The 26,410-nt window shown below is 28.0% G+C and carries 23 protein-coding genes and 1 riboswitch; of the genes, 5 read left to right on the plus strand and 18 right to left on the minus strand.

All coding sequences use genetic code 11. The features are described from left to right. Positions 1-1,266 carry an adenosylmethionine--8-amino-7-oxononanoate transaminase gene (gene bioA, locus AMRN_RS10375; protein WP_099309973.1) on the minus strand — a complete coding sequence of 422 codons (1,266 nt, stop codon included), beginning with the start codon at positions 1,264-1,266 and terminating at the stop codon, positions 1-3. A 118-nt stretch (positions 1,267-1,384) separates the two neighbouring features. On the opposite strand from bioA, the gene AMRN_RS10380 reads away from it, so the two are divergent. After that, entirely contained in the window at positions 1,385-1,660 is a 276-nt protein-coding gene (locus tag AMRN_RS10380; protein ID WP_079579078.1) for a hypothetical protein, read from the plus strand. Between the two features lie 110 nt (positions 1,661-1,770). Continuing rightward, positions 1,771-1,983: a hypothetical protein gene (locus tag AMRN_RS10385; RefSeq protein ID WP_099309972.1), complete on the plus strand. Its 213-nt coding sequence runs from the start codon at positions 1,771-1,773 to the stop codon at positions 1,981-1,983. A 37-nt stretch (positions 1,984-2,020) separates the two neighbouring features. Here AMRN_RS10385 and AMRN_RS10390 read toward each other — a convergent pair whose 3' ends face one another. Then, positions 2,021-3,361: a GntP family permease gene (locus tag AMRN_RS10390; protein ID WP_196778509.1), complete on the minus strand. Its 1,341-nt coding sequence runs from the start codon at positions 3,359-3,361 to the stop codon at positions 2,021-2,023. Between the two features lie 581 nt (positions 3,362-3,942). On the opposite strand from AMRN_RS10390, the gene AMRN_RS10395 reads away from it, so the two are divergent. After that, positions 3,943-4,224 (plus strand): iron oxidase oxidoreductase, encoded by a 282-nt coding sequence (locus AMRN_RS10395; protein WP_099309971.1) that lies wholly within the window; start codon positions 3,943-3,945, stop codon positions 4,222-4,224. Between the two features lie 44 nt (positions 4,225-4,268). On the opposite strand, the gene trxA is transcribed toward AMRN_RS10395, so the two are convergent. From trxA to AMRN_RS10425, 6 genes are all read right to left on the minus strand, one after another. Further along, positions 4,269-4,586 (minus strand): thioredoxin, encoded by a 318-nt coding sequence (trxA, locus tag AMRN_RS10400; RefSeq protein WP_099309970.1) that lies wholly within the window; start codon positions 4,584-4,586, stop codon positions 4,269-4,271. Between the two features lie 9 nt (positions 4,587-4,595). Further along, complete coding sequence (locus tag AMRN_RS10405) at positions 4,596-5,192, minus strand: peroxiredoxin (protein WP_099309969.1); 597 nt, start codon at positions 5,190-5,192, stop codon at positions 4,596-4,598. A gap of 125 nt (positions 5,193-5,317) precedes the next feature. After that, complete coding sequence (gene poxB / locus AMRN_RS10410; RefSeq protein ID WP_099309968.1) at positions 5,318-7,042, minus strand: ubiquinone-dependent pyruvate dehydrogenase; 1,725 nt, start codon at positions 7,040-7,042, stop codon at positions 5,318-5,320. A 109-nt stretch (positions 7,043-7,151) separates the two neighbouring features. Further along, entirely contained in the window at positions 7,152-8,459 is a 1,308-nt protein-coding gene (locus tag AMRN_RS10415; protein ID WP_196778508.1) for a cytidylate kinase family protein, read from the minus strand. A gap of 212 nt (positions 8,460-8,671) precedes the next feature. Beyond that, on the minus strand, positions 8,672-9,415 hold the full coding sequence (locus AMRN_RS10420; protein ID WP_099309967.1) for a slipin family protein: 744 nt from the start codon (positions 9,413-9,415) through the stop codon (positions 8,672-8,674). Between the two features lie 3 nt (positions 9,416-9,418). Continuing rightward, entirely contained in the window at positions 9,419-10,687 is a 1,269-nt protein-coding gene (locus AMRN_RS10425) for an NfeD family protein (RefSeq protein WP_099309966.1), read from the minus strand. A gap of 103 nt (positions 10,688-10,790) precedes the next feature. Here AMRN_RS10425 and AMRN_RS10430 point away from each other — a divergent pair, with 103 nt between their 5' ends. Next, positions 10,791-11,483, plus strand: a complete 693-nt coding sequence (locus AMRN_RS10430) for a class I SAM-dependent methyltransferase (RefSeq protein ID WP_099309965.1) — start codon at positions 10,791-10,793, stop codon at positions 11,481-11,483. 3 nt (positions 11,484-11,486) lie between these two features. On the opposite strand, the gene AMRN_RS10435 is transcribed toward AMRN_RS10430, so the two are convergent. After that, complete coding sequence (locus AMRN_RS10435) at positions 11,487-13,940, minus strand: transporter substrate-binding domain-containing diguanylate cyclase (protein ID WP_099309964.1); 2,454 nt, start codon at positions 13,938-13,940, stop codon at positions 11,487-11,489. Between the two features lie 205 nt (positions 13,941-14,145). Here AMRN_RS10435 and AMRN_RS10440 point away from each other — a divergent pair, with 205 nt between their 5' ends. Continuing rightward, on the plus strand, positions 14,146-14,613 hold the full coding sequence (locus tag AMRN_RS10440; protein WP_099309963.1) for a ferritin family protein: 468 nt from the start codon (positions 14,146-14,148) through the stop codon (positions 14,611-14,613). 48 nt (positions 14,614-14,661) lie between these two features. On the opposite strand, the gene ribB is transcribed toward AMRN_RS10440, so the two are convergent. From ribB to AMRN_RS10485, 9 genes are all read right to left on the minus strand, one after another. Next, the gene (ribB, locus tag AMRN_RS10445; RefSeq protein ID WP_228150778.1) at positions 14,662-15,297 is read right to left on the minus strand and encodes a 3,4-dihydroxy-2-butanone-4-phosphate synthase; all 636 of its coding nucleotides are present in this window, start codon (positions 15,295-15,297) and stop codon (positions 14,662-14,664) included. Positions 15,298-15,392: 95 nt separating this feature from the next. Continuing rightward, a riboswitch (FMN riboswitch) is annotated at positions 15,393-15,535 on the minus strand. A gap of 58 nt (positions 15,536-15,593) precedes the next feature. Continuing rightward, entirely contained in the window at positions 15,594-16,346 is a 753-nt protein-coding gene (locus AMRN_RS10450; RefSeq protein WP_099309962.1) for an acyl-[acyl-carrier-protein] thioesterase, read from the minus strand. 62 nt (positions 16,347-16,408) lie between these two features. Next, a complete protein-coding gene (gene hemG, locus AMRN_RS10455) occupies positions 16,409-16,933 on the minus strand; it encodes a menaquinone-dependent protoporphyrinogen IX dehydrogenase (protein ID WP_099309961.1) in 525 nt (174 codons plus the stop codon). 456 nt (positions 16,934-17,389) lie between these two features. Continuing rightward, positions 17,390-17,569: a hypothetical protein gene (locus AMRN_RS10460; protein WP_099309960.1), complete on the minus strand. Its 180-nt coding sequence runs from the start codon at positions 17,567-17,569 to the stop codon at positions 17,390-17,392. Further along, positions 17,556-18,977, minus strand: a complete 1,422-nt coding sequence (locus AMRN_RS14245; protein WP_099309959.1) for a restriction endonuclease subunit S — start codon at positions 18,975-18,977, stop codon at positions 17,556-17,558. Before AMRN_RS14245 ends, AMRN_RS10460 begins: the two co-directional genes overlap by 14 nt. Positions 18,978-19,012: 35 nt before the next feature. Continuing rightward, positions 19,013-21,184 carry a type I restriction-modification system subunit M gene (locus tag AMRN_RS10470; protein ID WP_099309958.1) on the minus strand — a complete coding sequence of 724 codons (2,172 nt, stop codon included), beginning with the start codon at positions 21,182-21,184 and terminating at the stop codon, positions 19,013-19,015. A gap of 310 nt (positions 21,185-21,494) precedes the next feature. Further along, positions 21,495-23,027: a bifunctional phosphoribosylaminoimidazolecarboxamide formyltransferase/IMP cyclohydrolase gene (purH, locus tag AMRN_RS10475; RefSeq protein WP_099309957.1), complete on the minus strand. Its 1,533-nt coding sequence runs from the start codon at positions 23,025-23,027 to the stop codon at positions 21,495-21,497. 79 nt (positions 23,028-23,106) lie between these two features. After that, positions 23,107-25,320, minus strand: coding sequence for a phosphoribosylformylglycinamidine synthase subunit PurL (purL, locus tag AMRN_RS10480; protein ID WP_099309956.1), 2,214 nt, complete (start codon positions 25,318-25,320; stop codon positions 23,107-23,109). A 66-nt stretch (positions 25,321-25,386) separates the two neighbouring features. Beyond that, positions 25,387-26,343, minus strand: a complete 957-nt coding sequence (locus tag AMRN_RS10485) for a L,D-transpeptidase family protein (protein WP_099309955.1) — start codon at positions 26,341-26,343, stop codon at positions 25,387-25,389. Positions 26,344-26,410: the final 67 nt, after the last annotated feature.

Here is a 26,410-nt window from a genome sequence, read left to right on the forward strand (position 1 = left end):
TTAACTCTTTATAGATTTAATAGCTTCAATCATAACTCTTACTATTTTTCTTAAATCCTCTTCACAAATACTATAAGCAACTATTGAATAAATTAGTTTACCAAAAGGTCTTATCCAAACGCCATTTTCTACACAAAAATCTTGAATAGCTTGTGCATGTGAGCTGTCATTTAACTCAATTACTCCAATAGCTCCAATATTTCTTGTGCTTTTTACAAGTTTTAAATCCTTTGCTTTTTCTAACTCTTGCGTAAATATATTTTCTATATTATTAACTCTTTCTTGCCAAGGAGACTCTAAAAGTAGTTTTATACTCTCAATTGCAACAGAACAAGCCAAAGGATTTCCCATAAAAGTTGGTCCATGCATCAAAATACCAAGCTTTGAATTTGAAATAGTTTCACTTACATTTCTTGATGTAATCATTGCAGCCATAGTCATATAACCACCAGTAAGACCCTTTCCAACTGTCATAATATCAGGTTTTATATTAGCATGTTCGCAAGCAAACATTTTTCCAGTATGCCCAAATCCAGTTGCAATTTCATCTGCAATTAGTAATATATCATATTTTTCACAAAGTTCTTTTGCTTTTTCTAAAAATTTTGGATTATAAACTCTCATACCACCAGCACCTTGAACAACAGGCTCAATTATAAATCCAGCAACTTCTTCATGATGTTTTTTAAAAGTTTCTTCTAGAGCACTAATAGCTTCAGAACAATCACTATCAATTCCAATATTAGGTGCTTTTGTAAAAATATGTTTTGGTAAATATGAACCATAAATACTATGCATAGAGTTATTTGGGTCACAAACACTCATTGCTGCAAGTGTATCACCATGATATGCATTTTCACAAGCTATAAATCTATATTTTTTTAAACCTTTTGCTTCTTGATATTGAATAGCTGTTTTTAAAGCAACTTCAACTGAAACAGAACCACTATCACATAAAAATACACTATGTAGACCTGTTAAATCAACTAACATTTTTGATAGTGTTGCTGCATTTTTATGGCTCATTCCACCAAACATAATATGAGGCATTATTTCAACTTGTTTTTTAATAGCTTCATTTAATCTTGGATGATTATATCCATGAATTGCACTCCACCATGAGCTCATTCCATCAATCAACTCTGTATCATCCTCTAAAAAAATTGATGTTTTATCAGTTCTTTTTACAGGCAAAATCTTAGTTGTAGATGGCAATGAATTATATGGATGCCAAACATGTTCTTTGTCAATTTCTATCCAGTGCAAAATTATCCTTTTTATTTTCATTTTATCAAAACTTGTTTTATAACTACTTTTAAACAAATTTATGATAATTTATATTGCTATATACTTATAGCAAAATATAATAAAATTAGGAGTTAGTATGCAATATCATGACCTAGAATTGAAACATATTGCTAGTGTGGATGATAAAAGATATTTTATATCTACTATTAAAATGCACGTAAGACATACTTGGCTTAATCAACACGACAACGTATACGTTTATGAGACTATGATTTTTAAAAAAGAAAAAAACAAAGTTTTATACCTTGAACCAATTTACACAAAAAGATACGATGCCTATGATAAAGCAATAAGCGGACATCAAGAAGCAATAGAAAATATAAAAAATATAGTAAATAAATCAAAAGACTAGTGACTAAAAAACACTAGCCTTTTTTAAAGTTACAATTTGGTAACACCACAATAAATTTAACTTAAGTAAATAAGTGTCATTATTCCATCACATTTTACAAAAGGATGACAATGACTTTTATTCCACTATCAATACAACTACAACAAGCAGTTAAATCAAGTAATGCAACAAAAGTTGAAGAGTTAATTTTAAACTCTGATATAAAAACAGATTTAATAAAAGAGCATATTTTAATTAATGGACAAGAGGCTTTAATAAATCTTTTACCAAAGTTTAAAAGTAAAGGTTTAGTTTCAAATATAAAAGACTTATTAGAAATTTAAAAGTGCTAGCTATCATTTTAACTAGCACTTTTTATTGTTATAGTAATATTCCTGCTAAGATATACACAATAAGAATTGTTACTAAACCTTGAACTAAAGTTGCCATTGTATATGATTTGTATGCAGTTGCAACATCCATTTGACTAAATCTTGAAACAACCCAGAAGAAACTATCATTTGCATGACTTACAGTCATTGCACCAGCTCCAATTGCCATAACTGTTAGAACTTTACCCATTTCACTATCTAATCCTAAATTTGCAAGAAGAGGATACATAATAGTTGAAGTTACAACAAGAGCAGTAGTTGATGAACCTTGTGCTGATTTTAATGCAGCAGAAATAATAAAAGGAACGAAAATACCAAGACTTAATGTTTGTAAAGCATCACCTAAATATGTACCAATTCCACTAGCTTTTAATACTGCACCAAGTGCACCACCAGCACCTGTAATAATAAGTATTTCACCAGCATTTTTTATACCCTCACCAATCCAGCCTGAAAGTCTTTCTTCATCAAATTTTGGTAAAAGCATAGTTGCAAATAATAATCCTATAAATAGTGCATTTGTTGGATTTCCTAAAAATATAAACAACTTATAAAAAGCACTATCACTCATATGCCCAAAAGATAATTTAACAATACTAGCAGTAGCCATAAGTAAAATAGGAATGAAAATAGGAGCAAATGATTTAAATGCACTTGGTAATTCTCCGTATTTTTCTAATACTTCAGTATCTTTTTCTAAATCAACAAGTGAATCTTCACCACTTGTATAAATTTTACCTGAACGAACTGCCCAAAAATAACCAGCAAGCATTGTAATAATAGATATTGATATACCAAATATAATAACAAGCCCTAAATTATCAACCATTAAGTTACCAGCAGCAGCAATTGGACCTGGTGTTGGGGGAACTAATGTATGAGTAGCAAAAAGCCCTGTTGCTAAAGCCACACTCATAGCAACACCAGAAACTTTTAGTTGTCTAACCATTGAACGTTTTAATGCATTTAAAATAACAAAACCACTATCACAAAAAACTGGAACTGAAACAATATAACCTATAACTGACATTGCAAGTACAGGTCGTTTTTTTCCTACTACTTTAAGTATAACATCTGCCATTTTTATAGCCGCTCCACTTTTTTCAAGTATAACACCTATAATAGTACCAAGAACAATAACAACTCCAATATAAGCAAGTATTCCACCAAAACCTTTAGTAATCGTACTTGCAATCTCCATGTAAGCCATACCAACACTTATAGCTATACCATAAGCTGCAATAAGTAATGCAATAAATGGATGTAACTTTAACTTACTAGTAGCTATAACTATAAAAGCTACAGCAACTAATAAAATAAATACCAACATAATCAAATCTCCTTGTGAATATAAAAAGAATACAAAAACATAAATTTTTAAATTTACTTTTAAAAATTATTTTATCTTCTTTTTTCTTAATGTAATAGGAATAAAGTTAATATTTTAAATATATTTAAGCTTAATAAAATTGGAGTTTAAAAATTAGAAAGTGGCGATTTTTTGTTTAAGAATTTATTTGATTTATCTTCAAATGAAAAGATACTTTATATATCTTATCAATTAAAGACGCTATTTAGATTATTTTGAAGCTTTTTTTGCTTTCTTTTCAGCTCTTTTTTCTTTTAATGTTTTTGTTGCTGCTGTTTTAACTGTTTTTTGTGTATCTTTTCCCTTAGCCATGTAATTCCTTTGTTTATTTTTTATATTATAGCCTAATAAATAAAATTATACTTCTATTTTAAAAAATTAACTAATATAAACTACATATTACATATTAATAACAAAAATAATTTTATTTAAATATAATATATTATTATCAATTAAGGATGAATTTGTAAGTATATACTAGTTTAGAAGTAAGCTGTTAGTATAATCAAAATGAATCAATGTAGCAAAGGAAAGGATATTCAATGATACATGAATCTAAAGATAATAACAATAACTTAAGTAAACTACTTACAAGAAGAAGTTTTTTTAAAAGTATGGCTTTTCTTAGTTTAGTAACTTTTACAACAACTCGGTTAGAAGCAAAAGGTTCAAAAAAACAATTTAAATATCAAGAAACACCTAAAAATGGAGAAGCCTGTAAAGACTGTATTCACTTTTTACCAGATAAAAATAAATGCAAAGTAGTAGAGGGTTCAATAAGTCCTGAGGCTTGGTGTACTTTATATAATAATCCACCAAAATAATCTTTAATAAATAAGAAGACAAAAATTATTGTCTTCTTTTTATCTTATAATAATTCGTTCAATTTATCTTCTAATGCACCTTTTGTAGTTGCTCCAATTAATTGGTCAACTATTTTTCCATCTTTAAAGAAAAGAATAGTAGGAATTGATCTTATTTGATATTGTGCAGTTAACTCTTGCTCAACTTCTGTATTAACTTTACATATTTTTGCTTTACCATCAAACTCTTGTGCTAATTGATCAATAGTAGGAGCTAGCATTCTACAAGGTCCGCACCATGGTGCCCAAAAGTCAACTAATGACACACCCTCTTTTACTGTTTCTTCCATATTATCTTGATTTAATTCTATATATTTTGACATTTTTATTTCCTATAATTTATCTTCATTTTTACCTAAGTATTCAGCAACACCTTCTTTGTCTGCTTTCATACCCTCATCACCTTTATTCCATCCTGCTGGACAAACTTCACCATTTTCATTTGTAAAAATCATAGTATCTACCATTCTTACCATTTCATCAATATTTCTTCCAAGAGGTAAGTCATTGATTACTGCATGTCTTACTGTTCCATCTTTATCAATTAAAAATGAACCTCTAAGTGCAACAGATTCATTAAATAATACATCATAATTTTTTGCAATTTGTTTTGTTATATCTGCAACCATTGGGAAATTAACTCTTCCAATACCACCTTGTTCAACTGGTGTTTCTCTCCATGCAAAGTGTGAAAATTCAGAATCAATTGAACAACCAATCACTTGAATTCCTCTTTCTTTAAACTCTTCAACTCTTTTTGAAAAAGCAATAATCTCAGAAGGACAAACAAATGTAAAATCTAAAGGCCAGAAAAATAATACTGCACCTTTTTCACCAATATTATTATATAAATTAAAATCTTCTACAATTTGACCATCTGCAAGTACAGCTGTAGCTGTAAAATCTGGAGCTTTTTTTGTTACTATCATTTTATTTCCTTTTTTTTATTATTTATTTTTTTTATGAAAGAATTATACATATATAATTTTAAAACAATATTAATAAATTTTATTAGAAGATAAAAATTATCCTAAGTAAAATTATTCAAATAACTCTATCTTAATAGATTTTCTTTTGCAACTTCTACTAATTCATCCCCTTTTCCATTTATAATAGTTCTTAACATATAAATACCAAATCCTTTAGCACTTTCAAAAGTAATCTTTGGAGGCATTGTAAGTTCTTGTTTTGCTGTTGTTACATCAAGTAAAGCAGCACCATCGTATTTAAGAAAATCTTTTATTGTACTTTCTAACTCTTCTGGTTTCTCAACCTTATAACCTTTTACTCCAGCAGCATTTGCAATTGCTGAAAAATCAGGATTTGTTAAATCTGTATTTTCATATAAATACCCACCAGCTTTCATCTCAATTGCTACAAAACCTAAAGAACTATTATTATAAATTACTATTTTAGCTTTAATTTTATGCTGAATAAGTGTTAGAAAATCTCCCATTAGCATAGCAAAACCACCATCTCCACATAAAGCAATCACTTCTTTATTAGGACTACTAACTTTTGCTCCAATTGCTTGAGGAAGTGCATTTGCCATTGAGCCATGATTAAATGACCCAATCAGTTTTCGTTTACCATTCATATCTAAATATCTTGCTGCCCAAACAGTAGGAGTTCCAACATCACAGCTAAATATTGCGTCATCACTTGCATATTTATTAATTAGTTTTGTTAAATATTGAGGATGAATCAAACCTACTTTACTATTTTCACTTGCTAATTTATCAAATTTCTCAACTGTATTTTTATAATGTTTTAATGCACTCTTTAAAAATATATTATTCTCTTTTTTATCGATTTTTGGTATTAACATTTCAAGAGATGATTTTATATCACCTATTAATGCTAAATCAAGTTGGCAGTGTCGTCCTAATGATTCTGGTTTTATATCTATTTGAATAATTCTTGCATCTTGAGGGTAAAATGCTTTATAAGGAAAGGTAGAACCTAAGACAAGTACTACATCAGAATTATCCATTGCATAATAACCTGATTCATATCCAATAAGTCCTGTCATTCCAACACTATTTGGATTTTCCCATTCTATATGCTCTTTTCCTCCTAATGCATGAACAACTGGCGCATTTAGTAATTGTGCAACTTTAATTACTTCATCATGTGCATTTTTACACCCTGCCCCACATAAAAAAGTAATCTTTTCATTTTCATTTAATATTTTTGCTAGTTTTATTATATCATGCTCATCAGGTAATACTTTTGGCAAACTAGGCTTACTTAATAATAACTTTGAGTTTTCAGGCATTGGATTTAACATAACATCACCTGGAATAACTATTACACTTACACCTTGTTTTAAAATCGCTTGTCTTATTGCTGTTTCTAAAATATTTGGCATTTGTTCAGGGTTTGAAACCAATTCACAAAATATACTACACTCTTTAAATAAATCTTGGGGATGTGTTTCTTGAAAATATCCACTTCCAATCTCACTTGAAGGAATATGTGAAGCAATTGCTAAAATAGGAACACCTTTTCTTTGACAATCATAAAGACCATTTATAAGATGCAAATTCCCAGGTCCACAAGAACCAGCACATACAGCAATATCTCCACTTACTTTAGCATCAGCTCCTGCTGCAAAAGCTGCTGTTTCTTCATGCCTTGTACCTATCCACTCAATCTTATTTAATTTTTCTAAACTATCACTTAATCCATTTAAAGAATCACCAGTGATTCCCCATATTCTTTTTATACCTACTTTTTCTAAAAGTTTTGCGAAATACATTGAAATATTGTCATTCATAAAAAATCCTTTATATTATAGTTGACATATGCTCATTATAATCACATTGTTTTTAATATAGATTAATTATAGATTGTAAAGTTACAATTAAACTAAATAATAAAATTTTTTATTTAATATCCCCATTTATAAGTTTAATAAGTTTTTTTGCACTTTGTTTTGAACCATATAATGAACTATCAATTGCAAAATGATAGTTTCTAACATCTCTCCAATCTTTATTTGTAAAGTGTATAGAGTAGTTGGCTCTTTGTTCATCAGAAACAACTAAATCATGTTTTGTAAAAGGTGGTTTTACACCATAATCTTTATTTATTTTTTCTATTCTATATTCATCATTTGCATGAATAAAAATATTAATACAATTTGGATGATCTTTTAATATAAAATTAGCACAACGCCCTACTATTACACAAGATTTTTTAGCACAAAGTTCTCTTATGATTTTACTTTGAACCAAAAATATTGCATCTTCTGGTGGTAGTTCATCATTTACATAAGCATAATTTTGTTCATATAAGTCATAAATTAGTGAGTTTGTAAGTTTTTGTTCATTCTCTTGTATATACTCTTTTGTATAACCTGTTTGTTCTGCACTTAAACGAATCAATTGCTTATCAATAAAAGAAATACCTAAGTGTTTTGCTATATATTTTCCAATCTCATGACCTCCACTACCAAATTCACGAGAAATAGTTATTACTAAAGTATCATTATATTTATTATCTTGGTTATTAACAACTGTTTCTTTTGGTGATTTATTTGCAAACCATTTTTCAAATATTGGCATTTTATGACTATAAAATTTGATTAAAGTTCCAATTAATAAAGCAGCAATAACACTACCCTCTCTTATTCCTTCTAATTTATACAAAAATACATATGAACTTATCAAACCTATAACAACCATCAAGCTATCCATAGAAATTTTTATTTTACCAAACTCTTTTTTGAATGTTTGAGAAATAACAATAACCAAGCCTTCTAAAGGCAAATAAGTAAGTCTAGTTTTTACAACAAGAAATATTCCAAATGCCAAAACAACACAAGCAAATAAGCACAATAATAATTGCTCTACATAGTTTGAAGGATACAAGTTTTCAATCAATACCATAGTCATATCAATACAATATCCAAAAACTATAACAGCAGGAAGTTGTACTAATTGAAAGATATTATACTTTTTACGCAATATTATCATTTGAACTAAAATAAATAAAGCATTTAAAATAATTGTTAATTCACCTATAGTTAAAGAAAACTTCAAGCTATATATATAAGGAACACAAGAAATAGGAGATACACCAATGTCAGCTTTTACAGATAAGGATACACCTAATGCCATAATAAAAAGCCCTATTATAAAAACAAGAACTCTTATTATTAAGTTTGTAATTTTTTCTTTTTGCAATATCATATTTATCTTCTTTTAATTTTGAAATAATGATTTAATATAACTTTTGTAATACATAAACTAGAAGTTAAGTAAGAAAGCTTATTTATGAAGCTTTATTTTATAAAGATATGTTAATTTCATGAAATTATACTACGAAGAAGCTTTTTTTATTTATAAGTAAAATAGAATATATTAATTTAATATATTCTATTTCTTAGATTTGAGTTTTTAAATTAACTCTTTGGTGTAAAAAATTTACCTAATTCACTTCCAAAAGGAAAAACAATTGTATTTGTTTTATCACTTGAAATATCACTTAATGTTTGTAAATATCTTAGTTGTAAACCTTGAGGATTTTGAGCTAAAATATTTGCAGCTTCTAGTAAATTTTGACTTGCTTCAAGTTCACCTTTTGAGTTAATAACTTTTGCTCTTCTTTGACGTTCTGCTTCTGCTTGTTTTGCAATAGCTCTTATCATACTTTCATCTAAATCAATATGTTTTATCTCAACATTTGAGATTTTAATTCCCCAAGCATCAGTTTGTTTATCAAGTATATCTTGAATATCTTCATTTAATTTTTCCCTTTCTGCTAACATTTCATCAAGTTCATGTCCACCTAAAACTGATCTTAGAGTAGTTTGAGCAAGTTGTGAAGTTGCATCATGAAAACTCTCAACTTGAATAATGGCTTTTTCAGGATCTATAACTCTAAAATAAACCACCGCATTTACATTTACTGAAACATTATCATGGGAAATAACATCTTGTGATGGTACATCAAGTACAACTGTTCTTAAATCTACTTTTTCCATCTTTTGAATAAAAGGAATTATAATAATTAAACCTGGACCTTTAATTCCTGTAAATCTACCCAATGTAAAAATAACTCCTCTTTCATACTCTTTTAAAATCCTAATCGATGCTGCTAAAATTGCAACAACAATAAAAACAATATATATAATACTCATAAACATTTTTTACTCCTTTGATTTTATATGAAGTGTCAAACCTTCCATAGATTCGACAATAACTTCATCGCCTTCATTAATCTCTTCTTTACTTATGGCATTCCAAATTTCTGAATGAATTGAAACTTTGTAAGTATTACCTTGTTTTTTCACAACTTTTGCTGTAGCTGATTTCATTTGATCTATTCCTGTTTTTACCTTTTGATCTTTTTGTTCAATTATAATTTTAAGCAAGTAAATAAAAATAGCAATACTGACTAAAACAAAAGCTACAATAAGTGATAAAGATATATCTACACCCAATGTTTTTTCATCAAAAAGTATCAAAGAACCAAATACAAATGCAATAACTCCTCCTATTGCAAATACTCCAAAACTAACAATAAAAATTTCCATGGTCATTAAAAATACACCAATAAAAATCAATAATAAACCAGCATAATCAAAAGGTAAAATATTAAATGCATATAAAGCTAAAGCACCACTTACTAAACCTGTAACACCTGGAAAAATTGCACCTGGACTTATTAATTCAAAGAAAATCCCATAAATTGCTAAAAGCATTAAACCATAAGCGATATTTGGATTGGAAAGATAAGAGAGTAACTTGATTTTAAAACCCTCTTCTACTGTTTGCAATGTGCTGTTTTGTGTATTTAATTTAATTTTTTTATCATCAATTTTCACTTCAAAGCCATCTAGTTTTTTTAAAAGTGTATTTAAATCATCAGCCACAAAATCTATAACACCTAATTCTAATGCTTTTTGTGAGTCAATACTAGCACCTTTAGTTACACTTTTCTTTGCCCATTGAATATTTTTGCCTCTAAGTTTTGCCAAGCTTTCAATATAAGCACTTGCATCATTTATAGCTTTTGTTTTTATAGCAGATGGTTTTTTATCATCATCTTTCATACTCATTTGTACAGGAGTAGCAGCGCCTACATTACTACCTTGTGTCATTGCTGCAATATGAGAAGCATATAAAATATAAGTACCAGCACTTGCAGCTCTTGCACCTTTTGGAGATACATAAACAACAATTGGAATTTTTGAATTAAGAATTTGTGAAACTATATCTCTTGTGGAAGATAGTAATCCACCAGGAGTATTAAGCTCAAAAATTATAAGTTGAGAGTTTTGTTTTTTTGCATATGAAATTGACTTTTTGACAAAAGCATTACTGGCAGGATTGATAGCCCCATCATAAGCAAAATGCGTTATATTTGAAGCAAAAAGTGAAATACTTAAAATGAAAAAGAGAAAAAGCAATCGCATAATAAACTCCTTTATTAAAACATCATACCTTAGTAATATCTATAAGTCAATATAAAAATTAAGATAGTTACTGTTAAAATCATTTTAAAAATAAAGGTAAGATATGAAAGAGTTAGAGTTTTTACATAAAGACTTTTTTTCACCAAAAAAATATAAACAAATGGTCAAATCATATCAAGAAAAAGATGACCCAACAGGTTGGTTTGATAAAGTCTATGAAAGTGCAAAAGGTGATTACACAAAAGTTTTCTGGGCTGATTTGGAACCAAGTGCTTATTTAATAAAATGGCTAAAACAAAATCATATTAAAAAAACTAATAAAAAAGCATGTGTAATTGGCTGTGGCGTTGGAGATGATGCACAAGCTTTAAGTGATTTTGGTTTTGATGTTATTGCCTTTGATATTTCAAAGAAAGCTATTGATTTATGTAAAAATAGATATCCAAATAGTAAAGTAGATTTTACAGTTGCTAATTTATTTGATTTTCCAAAAGACTGGTTTGAAAACTTTGATGTAGTTTATGAATGTAATACAATACAAGTTCTTTTAGGAAACTATAGAAAAGAAGCAAAAAAAGCAATGTGTTCTTTAGTAGCAAAAGATGGATATATCTTAGTTTCATGTAGAAGTTCAAAAGAAGAAGATGAAAAAAAAGATGAAATTCCAAAACCACTTTTAAAAAGTGAAATTGATGAATTTAAAATTACATATAAATTAAAAGAGAAAAGTTTTTTAGCCTATGATGATAATCAAACTCCAAGTATTCCACACTTTTTTGCAGTGTATCAAAAATAGATTTTAATCAACAAATACTTTCACACAATTTCTATTTGAATTCTTAGCTTCATATAAAGCTTTATCAGCATTTAATAAAGCTTTATTGCAATCTGAATCTTTACACTCAACCACTCCAAAACTAGCTGTAACATTTATATTTTTATATAAAGGTTTTTTAGCAATTAATTTTCTTAGTTTTGAAGCTAAATTATAAGCATCTTCTTCTTTTGAAAAGGGAAGCACTACTAAAAACTCTTCTCCTCCCCATCTTCCAATAAAATCAGTCTCTCTTATATTTGCTTTTAATATATTTGAAAATTCAATTAAAATCTTATCTCCTACTAAGTGACCATAGGTATCATTTATTTGTTTAAAATGGTCTATATCAATTATAATAATAGATAAAGGTTTTTTATATCTTTTTTTGTTTTTAAATTCAAACTCTAAAATCATATCTAATTTAGTTCTGTTATATAAAGAAGTTAATTTATCAGTTTGTGATATTTTCTCTAATTTTTTATTTAGTGTGCTTAGTTTTCTATTTGATTTATAAATAATAAATAAGATTATAAGTAAAGATATTAATACAATAATTGAAACTATTTTTATTAGAAGTTCTGTATTTATTTTTTCTTCTTTTATTACAGTTAGCCATCTATTTAAAAGCTCCTCTTTTTCATGAGGCTTAACTGAATTTATAGCTTTATTCATTATCTTTTGAAGTATAATATTATCTTTTCTAATTGCTATTTTTGAACTACTACTAATGCTTATTTTTCCAGAAATTTTTATACCAGTTATTGAAGAGTTTTGCATATTATATGCAAGTGATGGAAAAGTATCTACAAAAGCATAAATCTTATTGTCTTTTAATTTTTTTAATCCATCTAGTGTATTTTCAACATTAATAAAATTAAAATCAGGATATCGATATCTTAATCGTTCTGCTATTGAGTAGTTTTTAATAACACCAATTTTCTTATCTTTTAACTTCTCAATTGAATCTATAAAAATCTTATTATCTTTAGTTGCTATTACATTTGAAAAATTAAAATAGTCTTGTGTAAAATTTAAATATTTTTTTCTACTTATTGTTTGTCCTGTATTTGGTAAAACATCACATTTACCCTCTTTTATTGCTTCTAATGATTTACTCCATGAAGATGTATTTATAAGCTCAAAATTAATTCCACTATTTTTTGAAAGTTTTGTTATAAAATTTGCTATGATACCAACATATTTTCCCTCATGATTTATATATTCATAAGGTAAATAATTTGGATCAACACACATTTTTATTTTTTTGGCTTTATTTAAATAATCAATCTCTTCTTTAGTAAATAAATAATCTTTACTCTTTATCTTTGTTACTTTTACTTTTTTAAACCATTTTAAATTTAAATTGTTTAGCTCTTCTTTGCTAATTTGTTTTTGTGCTTTTTCAATAATATTTTTTAATATATAATTATCTTTATTAAATGCAAAATAAAAGCCAAACTCTTTATCATCAGTGTTTTTCATGGTCTTTAAGTTTGTAAATAGATGTTTATTTATATTATAATCCAATACACTTTTTAAGCCATATGAAGCATCTGCTTTATTGCTTGCTACTGCATTTATCATCTCATATGTATTTTTTGTTGGATAAATATTGATTTTAGGATAAGTACTTTTAACCCTATCATAACTATGATAGCCCTTTACTAAAGCCACTGTTTTACCCTCAAGTTCTTTGAAAGTATGAACTTCTTTATGATTAATTCTTGTAAGAATTGCAAGGGGAGAGCTTACATATGAATCACTAGTAAAAAGAAATCTCTCTTCTCTTTTTTTTGATTTTAAAATATTTACCATCAAATCAATCTCATTTTTTTCTAGCATATTCATAAAATCATCCCAATTACCTTGAACATATTTTATTTCAATAGCAAGTTTATTTGCAATAAGATTCATATAATCAATAGAATAACCTTTTGCAAGGCCATCTTCATTGAAGTTATAAGGAGGTAAATTTGAATCATTTTGTATTTTTAATACTGTTTTATTTTCTAAATATTTTAATTCTTCACTTGTAAACTTGATAATTTCTTTAAAATAAACAATAAGTTCGCCTATTTTTTCATCTTTATTATTTATAATATCTTTTTTATAAAATTGTGGAGTTTTATATAAAGTTTTATCAAAGGATTTATTTGTAAGCAGAGTTATAGTCTCATCATTTCTTGAAGAACTAAACAAGTATTTTTTATCTTTTTTTATTTCAAAACCTATGATATTTTCATAGTTATCATAATATAATCTTAATAAATCACTAATCTCTTTTTTATTTTTATCATAATTTGAAGTTAAATATTTTAATTGATTAGCTAGTGTGTCTATATTTGATTTTATATTATTATTTAAAGAATACTTATTTGTAGCAAAAGATGAAACTTGAAATATTAAAAATATTAGTAATAAAATAATAGTTTTCATCTTGTAAAGAAATCCTTAAATGATCTACTTAAGTATATAATAAATTCTAAAATATAAAACTTAATAATATATTCTAGGGCTTTTTCATAAAACAAACAATGTTTTATAATCACATTTTATTTTATTTTACTTTAAATTATTAAATAAATATATTGACAACATGAATAATCTTAGCTAAGATTAAGTTAATAAGAGGGGAACTATTATGAATGTTTATGAATATGCAATGAAAGTTGAAAAAGATGGTGAAGCTTACTATAATCACTTAGCTTCAAAAGCACCAAATAAAGGTTTGAAAAAAGTATTTCATATTTTAGCAGAAGCAGAAGTAAGTCACTACAATGTTTTTAAAAGTATGAGAGATAAAGATGGCTCAGATTTCAAAGCAATTGATATTTCAACAGATACAAAAACAATATTTGAAACTTTAAATGCCCAAAGAGCAAATGTAAGTTTTGATGCAGACCAAATTAAGTTTTATGAAGATGCTATAAAAAGAGAAGAAGATTCATACCAATTTTATATTGATAAAGCCCAAGAACTAGAAAATGAAGATGAAAAAACAGCTTTTATAAATATTGCAAAAGAAGAAGTAAAACACAAAGCTATTTTAGAAGAGATTATTCATTTTATTCAAGAACCAGACAACTGGGTTGAAAGTGCAGAGTTTTAACTACTAAAGTCTGTATAAGTAAATAGTTGGCCTAAAAGGCTCAACTATTTATCTTGCAATTTCTTTTCGATAATTAATTATATCTTCAACACTAAGAATAGGCATAGAATATTTTTTGGAAACTTTTTGAATATCATCTGCTTTTGCCATTGTTCCATCTGAATTTGTAATTTCACATAAAACTGCATATGGTGATAAATTAGATAACTTCATCAAATCAACACTAGCTTCTGTATGTCCTGCACGTCCTAGAACACCTTTTTCATTTGCTCTTAAAGGAAATATATGTCCAGGAGAAACAATCTTAGATACTCCATCACTAGAAATAGCTGACTTTATTGTTGTAACTCTATCTTGTGCAGAAACACCTGTAGTAACATTATCTTTTGATTCTATTGAGACAGTAAATGGAGTTTGAAATTTTGAGTTATTATTTTGAACCATCATTGGTAAGTTAAGTTTATCAACTTTTTCTTTTGTTAAACACAAGCAAACTATCCCACTACACTCTTTTATTAAAAGTGCCATTTGCTCTTTTGTTAGATTTTGTGCAGAAAAAATCATATCTGCTTCATTTTCTCTATCATAATCATCTACAACTATAACACCTTTGCCTTCTTGCAAGGTTTTAATTGCACCATCAATTTTTGATTTAAAATCATTATTCATAATTTTTTGATTCATTTTAGTTATACCTTTAGTTTTAAGTAAAACTTATTGAATCAGGGCTAATACTTAAAAATACTATCCTTATACTTTAACAATAAAAAAGATATATATTATTTTCTCTTCCATCCAGACTTTAACTGTTGGTTTTGGATTTACACCAAATCTGCTGACCTTTATAAAATAAAGCGCTCGTGGACTTCTATATTGTATAGTTACCACCAGTAAGGAATCTCACCTTGCCCTGAGAAATAAATTTTGATTATTTTATCCAAATTTTCATTATTTAAAAGTTAGAAAAATCAAAAGAAAGCTTATTTATCTATTTTTTTCCATATGGTTTTACCCGTGGCACAAACTTTATTTGTGCCTTTGATTTTTATAGTATGAACAAAAGAGTTTTCTGAACTATCTTTTTTTGTTGAAGATAAAATCACATCACCATATTGAGCTTCTGAGATAAAACGTCCATCAATAAAATACAAATAGTAGTTATTTAGTACCTCATCAGGTATTGATTCAATTAGCCATTGTAAATATCTAAGATTATTAACATGTTTATTTGTATCAGTATCGTACATATTTACTTTAAACTCTTTTCTATACTCAAAAGAGTCAAGGGCTTCAATCTTATCACTTATATCATGTTCAAGAGATATTGATTTATATGATGACCACCTTTTTAAAAAGTCTGGATGTATTCTTTTAGGTCTTCTTTTTTTTATATCATAAAAAAGCCATAAACCTCTAGCTCTTCCTATGATATTGTAGTCTTCATCATAAATAATATTTTCTCTAAGCCCTCTAATAGCATGATATTTTGATATCCAAGTTCTAATAATGATTTTTTCTTTATACAAAGGATAGCGTTGCATTTGCATCACGCCAGATAACAATACCCATCCAAGATTTTCTGACATCAAAGATAAAAGATTATGCCCAGCATAATGACAATGCTCAGCAGCAGCTTCTTGAAGCAAAGTCAAAAGAGCAATAGGCGAAGCTTCCCCTAATCTATTCATCTCAAAAAATCTTAATTCAAACTCTTTATCAAAATAGTTTTCCACAAAAACTCCTTTACTAAATAGAATATATGTAATTTAATCCCTATTGTCAAGAGTAAAGTATCTTACATCTTACAAATTAAATTTGCAAAACTATCTACTTCATCCCAGTTTGTATATTCGATTACACTTTTAGGATCAGTATCACCTTTTGTTAGCCACATAATAAATCTTATCATTTGTCTGTTAAAAACTCCATATTTTTGATAATCAAGTTTTCCACCAAAAACAGCTAAATTTTTTGGTTTCCATGATATCTGTTTTAAAAACTTAACTAAATATGGATTCGTTTCGGGTGTATTTTTATTTGGTTTTCTTGCAACAATATTTACAGAGAAAAAGGCATTTTTTTTCTCTTCTAAAATCTCTTGGTTTTTCTTTATAAATTCATATACTTTTTTATTATGTTTACCATATCTAATACTTGCGCCAATAATGATTTTATCAAATTGATTTAAATTGATTTTTTCACTATCAATTGATAATAATGTAACACTATTACTTTTTTGTTCAATAACATCTTTAATTTTATTACAAATCTTTATTGTATAATTATCTGTTGTTGAATAAACTATAATTATTTTTTCCATTTAAAATCCTTATAATAATAAACCTTATCATGATGACTAAAAGCAATTTTTTGAAGTTCTTGCAAAGCTTATAAGTCATGAATATTTCCATAAGAAGATTGATTGATTTTAATGCCACTATAACTTGATGGCAAACTACTAGCATATAAAGTTAGTTTTAACATAACTACCTCATCTAAGGTTTGTAAGAATTGTATGTTTTATACTACTACTTATTTCTTTGTAATAACCCCATAATTTTAGCAGTTGTACACTGTGAATGTTCTTTTAGTATATTGATATTAAAGTTTATAACTATTTATTAGATGCAAACTTAAGTAAATTGATAGATGATTGATTCTTTTTGATATTATTCTAAAATTTCAGTAAATTAAAATTCATTTTTGCATTAACTTAAGAATTGGAAATTAAAGAATATTAATAATTCTTTTGTTTATATAAACTAAGTTATCGTTATCATCCGACCCCTATTTTTCTATTTTTTCGACCCCTATTTTCCATCTCTCGAATCTTATCTAAATCAGTTAATGTTGGATGTTTAGCTTTAAGATAAGCATTAAATGCAAAATAAGCTTTTGTAAAATATACATAATAATCTATATCTATTGAATCTCTATAAATTTTAAACTTTTGCATTAATAAACTCCATAGATACATTTTCCCCATCTTCAATAGCAATCTCAACAGCTCTTTTTGATACTTCTAAAAGTTGTTTTGATTCTTCTTTTAATTTAAAAGATTCTTTTATTTTTTCTTCTATTTGAGTTTGTATATTTATATCTATTATTGGGATTAAAACCTCTGCTATTTCAGATGGTTTCCAATGTTTAATTATAGAACCTCCTGCATCTCTTTCACTCTGCATTTGTACGATAATACTATTTAAAACTAATGTTAGATATTCAGGTAACACATCATCTTTTTTTAGAGTAAGATGCAGTAATGCACCAGAAGTTACAATATTTGTATCATCTTTAATATTATAAGCTATTCCAACTGTTCCATCTTTTGATAATAAAATAGTATTTCTCTTAGGTTGTAGTTTTTCTAATGTTTCATTATCGAATAAATTTTCTGATAAATGGATATCAGGACTAGATAATCCAAACTTTGTAAGATTAGAAACTCTTACAAATGGTATACCACTATCTTGATATGCTTCACTTCCTGGTTCAACAGATTTAAGTATATTTACAATATTTCCTAATGTATCATATTTACTAGATGTTACTTTTTCAATAACATCATCATATTTTGGTTGATAATACTCACTATCAAGTCGCCCACTAGTTCCAAAACTTTCGCTAAATGATTTGATAGATACTTGCTCTTTTGATGGTTTAAAATCTAATAAATCAAGTTCTTTTAAAAGTAGTTCTTCTGCTTGTTTATAAAGAGTTTTACTTTGTTCTAGTTTTTCTTTTGATAAATTATAAATGTCAACAACTTTTAGTTTAAATGAATTATTAGGATTAAATACAGGTAGTTCCCTTGTAAGTCCAATTGTTAAGTGAGGTTGAGCAGTCATAGAAGAAGAACGAATCATTAGATTATAACTTGTATTGGATAGCAAGTATAAATATAAAAACTTATAGTCTACTTCAGATAACTGTGATGAGTTTAAGAAAATCAAATCCCTAGTAACAGCAGTATTTTGTTCAATTAATCCAACTCTCGCAATACTACCACCTTTAGTAATAACAATATCACCTTTATGAATTACCTTCAATGTTTTAAAACTGTCATCTTCAATAATTTCTTTCGGTATTTTTACACAATTATCATAATTAATATGAGTATCAACATCAGCCACTCTTAAAAAAGGAATATTTCCTTTATTATAAAAGGGTTCAAGAGATGGATAAAAAGCACTTGCGTCTACTTTTATACTTAAATCTGAAAATGAACTAAATAAGTGAATTTTAGATTTAATATTATTCATTATGTGTAAATACTTTTTTTGTACATAATCACTATCTAATCTGAAAGTATCAACTTCTAAAACCTTACTAAGTTTAAGTTCAACAACTTCAAGCCCATCCAATAAAGCTTTATATTTAGCTTCATCAAAAGGGCTATTTACTTTCCCGAAAAGCTTAGATTCTCCTTTTTAGCAAACTCATTAAAAGCTTCTGCAATACCATCTTGTGTAAATTCATCATGATTAAATAAATCGTGGTCAACTATTAAATGATCGTGACTATCTAAAACTAAATTTATCTCTTCTGTAGGATTTACCCAGTTTATTACATCATCTTTTGTAAGAGCACTTCTTTTAAACTCTATTCCATTTATTATTTCACCTGAATCTTTGATTTTATATTTTGTAGCTTCATCAATACTTCCGTATTTATTTATAAAATCTTCTTTTGTATATTTTATTAGCTTATGGTTTTCAAAAATTGAAACATATTTTTGTTTTACATAAAGTTTCTCACCACTGTTATCTTTACTTGGACTTTGCATAGTTGCAAAAAAGATATTGTAATCATCTTTTTTAGGACAAATTTCATCATCCCATTTTTGAACTATCAAGACACTTGTCTTAGTCCCTGTATGTGGTTTAAAAACATTTCCATGAAGTCCAACAACTGCTAGTATTCTACATCGTTCAGCTATATAATCTCTAATATGTTTATCGCTAGAGTTATTAAATCTTCCTTGTGGTAAAACAACAGCCATACGACCACCACTTTTAAGCATATCAAGATTTCTTTCTATAAAAAGTATATCTCTTCCTACTTTTGTTTGGTATTTTCCATTTGATTTTTTACCTAGTTCATATCTATGTAAAATACGACTCTCTTTTATATCTCCTGCAAAAGGTGGGTTTGCCATTACTATGTCAAAGTTAAATTCTTTATTTTCGTTTTTTATTGCTCTTAGTTTTTTAAGTCTTTTCCAACCCTCAAAATATGTATCTTGCCACTCTTCATCTTTTGTATTTTCATCCCATCTTTCAAAATCTAATGAGTTCATATTTAAAACATTTGTGTGACCATCTCCTGCAATGATATTTAACATTCTAGCTACTCTTACAGTCTTTTTATCAAAATCAATTCCAAATACTTTTTCTTTTACGTATTTTAAAGCTCTAGGATGTTTTTCTTCTGCTGTTAAAAGATGTGATAGTGGAATACCTAATTCTTTATATATTTTTCTCCATACATCAAAAACTGCATGGATAGGGAAACCACAACTACCTGCTGCTGTGTCAATCATATATTCATGCTCTTGTGGATTTAACATCCTTACACACATATCAATAGCATATCTAGGTGTAAAGTATTGCCCTTTTTCTCCTTTTGCATTTTTGTTTACTAGATATTCAAAAGCATCATCAATTACATCAAGATTTGAGTTGAATAGCTTTACATCTTGTAAAGAACTAACACAAACTGATAGATGAGAAGGTGTTAAATCTATTGTTTCATCATCTTTAAATATTCCACCCCATTGCTCTTTTGCTTGACTGAAAAGATTTACAATCTTTTCTTTTAACTCTCTATCGCTCTCACCATAATTTCTAAATTCAAGATTTTTTGTAAAACCTCTAGTATTTTGAAGTTCATCAAAAAGTTTTATAAATATCAGTTTAAAAACTTCTTCAAAAACATCAACTCCTGCATTTGCTAAAACTTCATCCTCCATATCCAAAACTATATTTTTTAGGCTTCTTCTTTGAGTTTTTAGTATATCTTTTTTAATCAAGTCTTGGATATTAAACTCTTCTTTTAATACATCTTTTAAACTTTGATGAGAAGATGGTATGTCAGGAATTGGTTCAAAATAATTTGGGTCTTTTCTATGATAATATACAGTTTGTTCACCATTTGACCATATAGCCATAGTAGCACCTGTAGAGTTACAATAACTTTTTAACTGCTCTTTACCATCTTTTAATTTTGGTTTTTTTACTTCTATTACTATATAAGGAACTGTAGGTTGTACCTTATCCATGATAACTATATCAGCTCTTTTAACTTCTCTTCCAAAATGTACTGAAAATTCTATTTGCATACGATTATAAGGATAATCATAATCTTTGTGAAGTGATAGCAAAAAAAGTTGTCTTACAATCTCTTCTGGTGTTAGTTTTATATCTTTTTTTCTAACTAAACAGTTTATATAATAAGCCTGATGTCCTTTTAGCTCTTTTTCAAAAATTAAAGTTTCTATTTCTTCTATGTATTCAGATTTAAATTGTGTTAATTTATAGTTTGTATCTTTTAATATTTCACTTATTTTCATTTTTGCCCTCTTAATTCAATATGTGATTTTAGCTTAATCTAGTTGTAGTATTGCTTTGTCATTCAACTATTTATTAAAGATACATTATATAAAATACACCCTAAAATCAACAACTAATATACATCACTTAAGGGGTTAGTTGCTACCTAGTTATTTTTATGAATTTAATAATGACACAATAAATATTATTTTATTAATCGTATATTAGTTCAAAAGTTAGGATATCTTAAAAACTATATTATAAAAGAAAGTTTAATTTTTAAAGTGATTACGAAGAAAGATTGTTTCTAAAAACAATCTTTCATTCTTTTTAGTGCAAGAAGTGTCTTTTTCCTGAAAAATAAAGTGCCATTTCGAACTCATTGGCTGCTTGTATAATCTCATCATCTCTTATACTTCCACCTGGTTCGATTACACATTTTACACCAGCTTCTTGAGCTGCATCGATACTATCTCTAAATGGGAAAAATGCTTCACTTGCTAGTACTGAACCACTTACATCAAGTCCTAAATCTTCTGCTTTTCTTAAAGCTGCTTTTGCTGCATCTACTCTACTTGTCATACCCATACCAACAGCTACCATTGCAGAGTTTTTCACATATACTACGCAGTTTGATTTTGTCAAACTTGCTACTTTATATGCTATTTCCATATCTTTTATTTCTTGTTGTGTTGCTTCTCTTTTTGATTTTAGTTCACTATTTTTAACTTCATCATCTTCTACTTTATCAGCATCTTGATATACAAAACCACCATCAACAATTTTGAAGTTAAAATCATCATTTGAAAGTTCTAGTTTTTTTGTACCTTGTTTAAATAGTTTGATTCTTTTCTTTTTATTTAGTTCTTGTTCAGCTTCAGGTGTAAAATCAGCTGCAAAAACTACTTCTAAAAAGATTTCATTCATTTTAACTGCAAGGTCTAAATCAACTATTCCATTTACTGCAACAACTCCACCAAATGCAGAGATTGGGTCACATTTTAGTGCTTGTGTGTATGATTCTAGTAGTGTATCTTTAATAGCAAAGCCACATGGATTTCCATGTTTTACAATACATACTGCATTTTCATGACCAAATGCACTTGCTATTCTAGCAGCACCTGAGATATCTCCCATGTTATTGAAACTAGCTTCACCTTTTAAAGTGATAAATTTATTTGATAGGTGTTTATCAAACTCATATAAAGCACCTTTTTGATGTGGATTTTCACCGTATCTTGTATCAAATACTTTCTCACCAACGATAAATTGTTTTGCACCCATTCCATTGTTGAATCTTTTGTTCATATAGTTTGCAATCATAGAGTCATAGGCAGCTGTGTGCTCATATGCTTTAATCATCATATCTCTTCTAAACTCAACTGTATTTGTATCATTTTTAAGGTTATTTAATACAGTATCATAATCAGCTACATCAGTTACAATTATAACACTATCGAAGTTCTTTGCAGCACTTCTAACCATAGCTGGTCCACCAATATCAATGTTTTCAATAATTTGTTCAAAATCATCTGTTTTTTCAATAGTGGCTTTAAAAGGATATAAATTTACACACACTAAATCAATACCCTCAACACCAAGCTCTTTTGCTTGTGTTTTGTGTGAGTCTTTATCTCTTCTATATAAAATTCCACCATGGATATATGGGTTTAAAGTTTTAACTCTTCCTTCAAAACACTCAGGAAATTTTGTAACTTCATCTGCTTCTATTACAGCTATTCCTGCTTCTTGAAGTTTTTTATAAGTACCACCTGTACTAATTATTTCATAACCTAAACCTACTAACTCTCGTGCGAAATTTTCAACACCACTTTTATCACTAACACTGATTAATGCTCTCATTAAAATGTTCTCCCTATAAAATTTTAGAAAATAAAAAAGCCAAACTCAATTTTGAGTTTGGCTTTAGCAAGATTTGTTCTTACAAGTCTTGTTCAATAACTTGTTTGAACTTATTAAAGTATATATCACTAGCTTTTGATAACTCAACTTGTATATCATTGATAATAATTGATTTACCTTTTACCACACCTATTTGTTCAAAAGAGATTTCATTCTCTTTTGCTACTGCTTCAAATGCCTCTTTGTTAGATGTTTTTACTTCCACCAATGCTCTACTTAAAGATTCAGAAAAAATATCTTTTGAATCATCAAGCTTAACATTTACCTCAACTCCTTTATCTCCAACAACTGCCATCTTTGATAATGAAACAGCAATACCACCAACATTTACATCTTTTGCAGATACTAAAAGTGATTGTTTATTTGCTTCAATAACTGTATTCCAAAGTTTTAACTCTTTTTCAAAGTCAACTTCTGGATGAGCTCCAGCAACTTTGTCATACATTTTTTTCATATATAAACTTCCACCAAACTCAGATTTTGTATCTCCAAGTAAGTAGATTAAGTTTCCTTCATTTTGTAAGCTTGATGGTAAAACTTTATTTGCATCATCATTTACACCAACCATTGCAATTGAAGGTGTTGGGAAAACTCCAACACCATTTGTTTCATTATAAAGTGAAACATTTCCACCAACTACAGGAGTAATTAGTTCTCTACAAGCATCTTTAATACCCTCGCAAGCTTGTGCAAACTGCCACATAACTTCTGGATTTTCAGGATTACCAAAGTTTAGACAATCTGTGATTGCTTTTGGCATTGCACCTGTCATTGCTACATTTCTTCCTGATTCCATAACCGCTGCACTTGCACCTAATTTTGGATCAATATAACAAAATCTTGTATTACAATCAGCACTCATAGAAAGAGCTTTTCCAGTCTCTTTTACTCTAATTGAAGAACCATCTAATTTTCCTGGTCCTTTAACTGTATTTGTTTGTACCATTGAATCATATTGGTCATATACCCAAGATTTATCAACAATTTCCATATCACTAAACATTACATCAAAGGCTTCTTGATTTGAAATATTTTTATCTAGTGATATATTTTTTATATCTTTTAAGTATTCTGGCTCTTTTACAGGTCTATCTAAAACAGGAGCTTGCTCACTTACTGGTTGAACAGGTACTTCAGCACATTTTTCTCCATGCCAAAATAGTTCCATATTTCCAGTATTTGTTACTTCACCAATAACAGCAACATCTAATTCCCACTTTTCAAAAATATCAATAATTTTTTGCTCACAACCTTTTTTTGCACAAATAAGCATTCTTTCTTGAGACTCACTAAGCATAAAATCATAAGGAGTCATTCCAGTTTCTCTTGCTGGAACTTTGTCAAGATGCATAATCATACCACTATTACTTCTTCCTGCCATCTCAAATGAAGATGAAGTAAGTCCAGCAGCACCCATATCTTGAATACCAATAATTAAATCTTCTTTAAATAACTCTAAGCAAGCTTCTAAAAGTAGTTTTTCAGTAAAAGGATCACCAACTTGAACAGTTGGTCTTTTTGATTCACTATCTTCATCAAATGATGCACTTGACATAACAGCTCCACCAAGTCCATCTCTTCCTGTTTTACTTCCCACATACATAACTGGATTTCCAACACCCTCAGCAATTCCTAAAAAAATCTCATCAGCTTTTGCAAGTCCTAAAGTAAATGCATTTACAAGGTTATTTCCAGCATAGCACTCTTCAAAAGTTGTTTCACCACCTATTGTTGGTACTCCCATACAGTTACCATATCCACCAATACCAGCAACAACACCTCTTAATAAGTATCTATGTTTTTGTGCAGTTTCACTATTACCTTCAATTCCAGCAAATCTAATAGAGTTCATATTTGCAACTGGTCTAGCACCCATTGTAAATACATCTCTTAAGATACCACCAACACCAGTAGCTGCACCTTGATAAGGTTCAATAAATGAAGGATGATTATGTGATTCCATTTTAAAAACAGCAGCATAGCCATCTCCAATATCAATAACACCAGCATTTTCACCTGGCCCTTGAATAACCCATGGAGCTTTTGTAGGGAAACCATTTAGGTGTTTTTTACTTGATTTATATGAGCAATGCTCACTCCACATAGCAGAAAAGACACCAATTTCAACGTGATTTGGTTCTCTTTTTAAAATATCTCTAATTTGACCTAATTCCTCAAGTGTTAAAGAGTGCGCTAGTGCAATCTCTTCAATATTCATCTCTTTTTCTTGCATCTGTTACCTTAAAAGTTATTTAATAGTTAATGTGCGATTATATCAAAAAAGGGGTTAAAAAAACTTTTATCCCTCAGTTAGAATTTTTATCGTATTATCTTTTAATTCAATAAAAAGTTCTTTTTTACCATCAAATTTATGATTTCTTGTTCTATATTTTTCATCCATCAAAACTTTATACATTTTTTTATTTAGTGAATTAGGATAAGGTATAATATTTATATTTGAAAAAATAATAGTTTTGTCTTCTTTTCTTGAAAAAATTCTTTTTTTATATTGTGAAAAACCATCTAAATCCAAACCATCATATCGTTTAAAGTCATTTGAATAAAAAGATAAGTATCTTTCAATATCAGATTTTCTCCATGCGTCTTTCCATTTATAAATAAATGATAAAATTGAACTAATATCATCTTTTTTTACTTTTTCAATTTTAGCTTCTGATATTAAAACAAGAGCATCATTTAAGCTAATATTTTTATCCAAATTCATTAAGTTTGGATTATCCAAAGCAATACATCCTTGAGTAAACTCTTCTCTTTTTTCATCTAAGGGCATTCCATGAATCCAAATTCCATGACCTTTTTTATTCATTGCTTTGTCAAAAGTATTTGGATAAGAAGTCACAAGTGCAAGTGGCCCATAAAATGAGTCAAGTTTTGTAAGTTTAGAAGTTAATTCATATACTCCCTCAGGAGTTTTCAAATCACCTTCAACTTGCTTATCTCCTGATTTTTCTCCAACTATTACATCATCTTGAACTACTTGTGAAAAAAGATTATTTATATTTTTTAAAACTTTTAACTCTTTTGTACCTTTTTCTACTAAAATTAAAAATTTCGTAGATTCATAATAACCATATGTTACATCTTTTTTTTCTAAAAAGTTATTCCAGTAACTCTTTTCTTGTAGTTGTTTTTCAAGTTTCTCTTTTACAGCATCAATTCCTTGTGTTCTATAAACATCGATTAAATCTGCAAATAAAAAAGTCACACAAAAGGCGAACAAAGCCAAAATACGCATTTAAACACTCCAAATATTTTTTTTTAAGTTTTGCAATTGTATAATATTACCCCTAATTTTTATATAA

Origin of the sequence: Malaciobacter marinus (assembly GCF_003544855.1) — a bacterium.
In the GTDB taxonomy this organism is placed as follows: domain Bacteria; phylum Campylobacterota; class Campylobacteria; order Campylobacterales; family Arcobacteraceae; genus Malaciobacter; species Malaciobacter marinus.

Coding starts and splice junctions, on each gene's coding strand:
- AMRN_RS10485 (WP_099309955.1), bottom strand. CDS start 26,343: ATGCGTATTTTGGCTTTGTTCGCCTTTTGTGTGACTTTTTTATTTGCA.
- AMRN_RS10470 (WP_099309958.1), bottom strand. CDS start 21,184: ATGAAAATAAGTGAAATATTAAAAGATACAAACTATAAATTAACACAA.
- trxA (WP_099309970.1), bottom strand. CDS start 4,586: ATGTCAAAATATATAGAATTAAATCAAGATAATATGGAAGAAACAGTA.
- AMRN_RS10385 (WP_099309972.1), top strand. CDS start 1,771: ATGACTTTTATTCCACTATCAATACAACTACAACAAGCAGTTAAATCA.
- AMRN_RS10380 (WP_079579078.1), top strand. CDS start 1,385: ATGCAATATCATGACCTAGAATTGAAACATATTGCTAGTGTGGATGAT.
- AMRN_RS10435 (WP_099309964.1), bottom strand. CDS start 13,940: ATGAAAACTATTATTTTATTACTAATATTTTTAATATTTCAAGTTTCA.
- ribB (WP_228150778.1), bottom strand. CDS start 15,297: ATGAATCAAAAAATTATGAATAATGATTTTAAATCAAAAATTGATGGT.
- AMRN_RS10430 (WP_099309965.1), top strand. CDS start 10,791: ATGAAAGAGTTAGAGTTTTTACATAAAGACTTTTTTTCACCAAAAAAA.
- AMRN_RS10420 (WP_099309967.1), bottom strand. CDS start 9,415: ATGTTTATGAGTATTATATATATTGTTTTTATTGTTGTTGCAATTTTA.
- AMRN_RS10440 (WP_099309963.1), top strand. CDS start 14,146: ATGAATGTTTATGAATATGCAATGAAAGTTGAAAAAGATGGTGAAGCT.
- purH (WP_099309957.1), bottom strand. CDS start 23,027: ATGAGAGCATTAATCAGTGTTAGTGATAAAAGTGGTGTTGAAAATTTC.
- AMRN_RS10425 (WP_099309966.1), bottom strand. CDS start 10,687: ATGCGATTGCTTTTTCTCTTTTTCATTTTAAGTATTTCACTTTTTGCT.
- hemG (WP_099309961.1), bottom strand. CDS start 16,933: ATGGAAAAAATAATTATAGTTTATTCAACAACAGATAATTATACAATA.
- AMRN_RS10395 (WP_099309971.1), top strand. CDS start 3,943: ATGATACATGAATCTAAAGATAATAACAATAACTTAAGTAAACTACTT.
- AMRN_RS10390 (WP_196778509.1), bottom strand. CDS start 3,361: ATGTTGGTATTTATTTTATTAGTTGCTGTAGCTTTTATAGTTATAGCT.
- AMRN_RS10405 (WP_099309969.1), bottom strand. CDS start 5,192: ATGATAGTAACAAAAAAAGCTCCAGATTTTACAGCTACAGCTGTACTT.
- poxB (WP_099309968.1), bottom strand. CDS start 7,042: ATGAATGACAATATTTCAATGTATTTCGCAAAACTTTTAGAAAAAGTA.
- purL (WP_099309956.1), bottom strand. CDS start 25,320: ATGCAAGAAAAAGAGATGAATATTGAAGAGATTGCACTAGCGCACTCT.
- AMRN_RS10415 (WP_196778508.1), bottom strand. CDS start 8,459: ATGATATTGCAAAAAGAAAAAATTACAAACTTAATAATAAGAGTTCTT.
- AMRN_RS10460 (WP_099309960.1), bottom strand. CDS start 17,569: ATGCAAAAGTTTAAAATTTATAGAGATTCAATAGATATAGATTATTAT.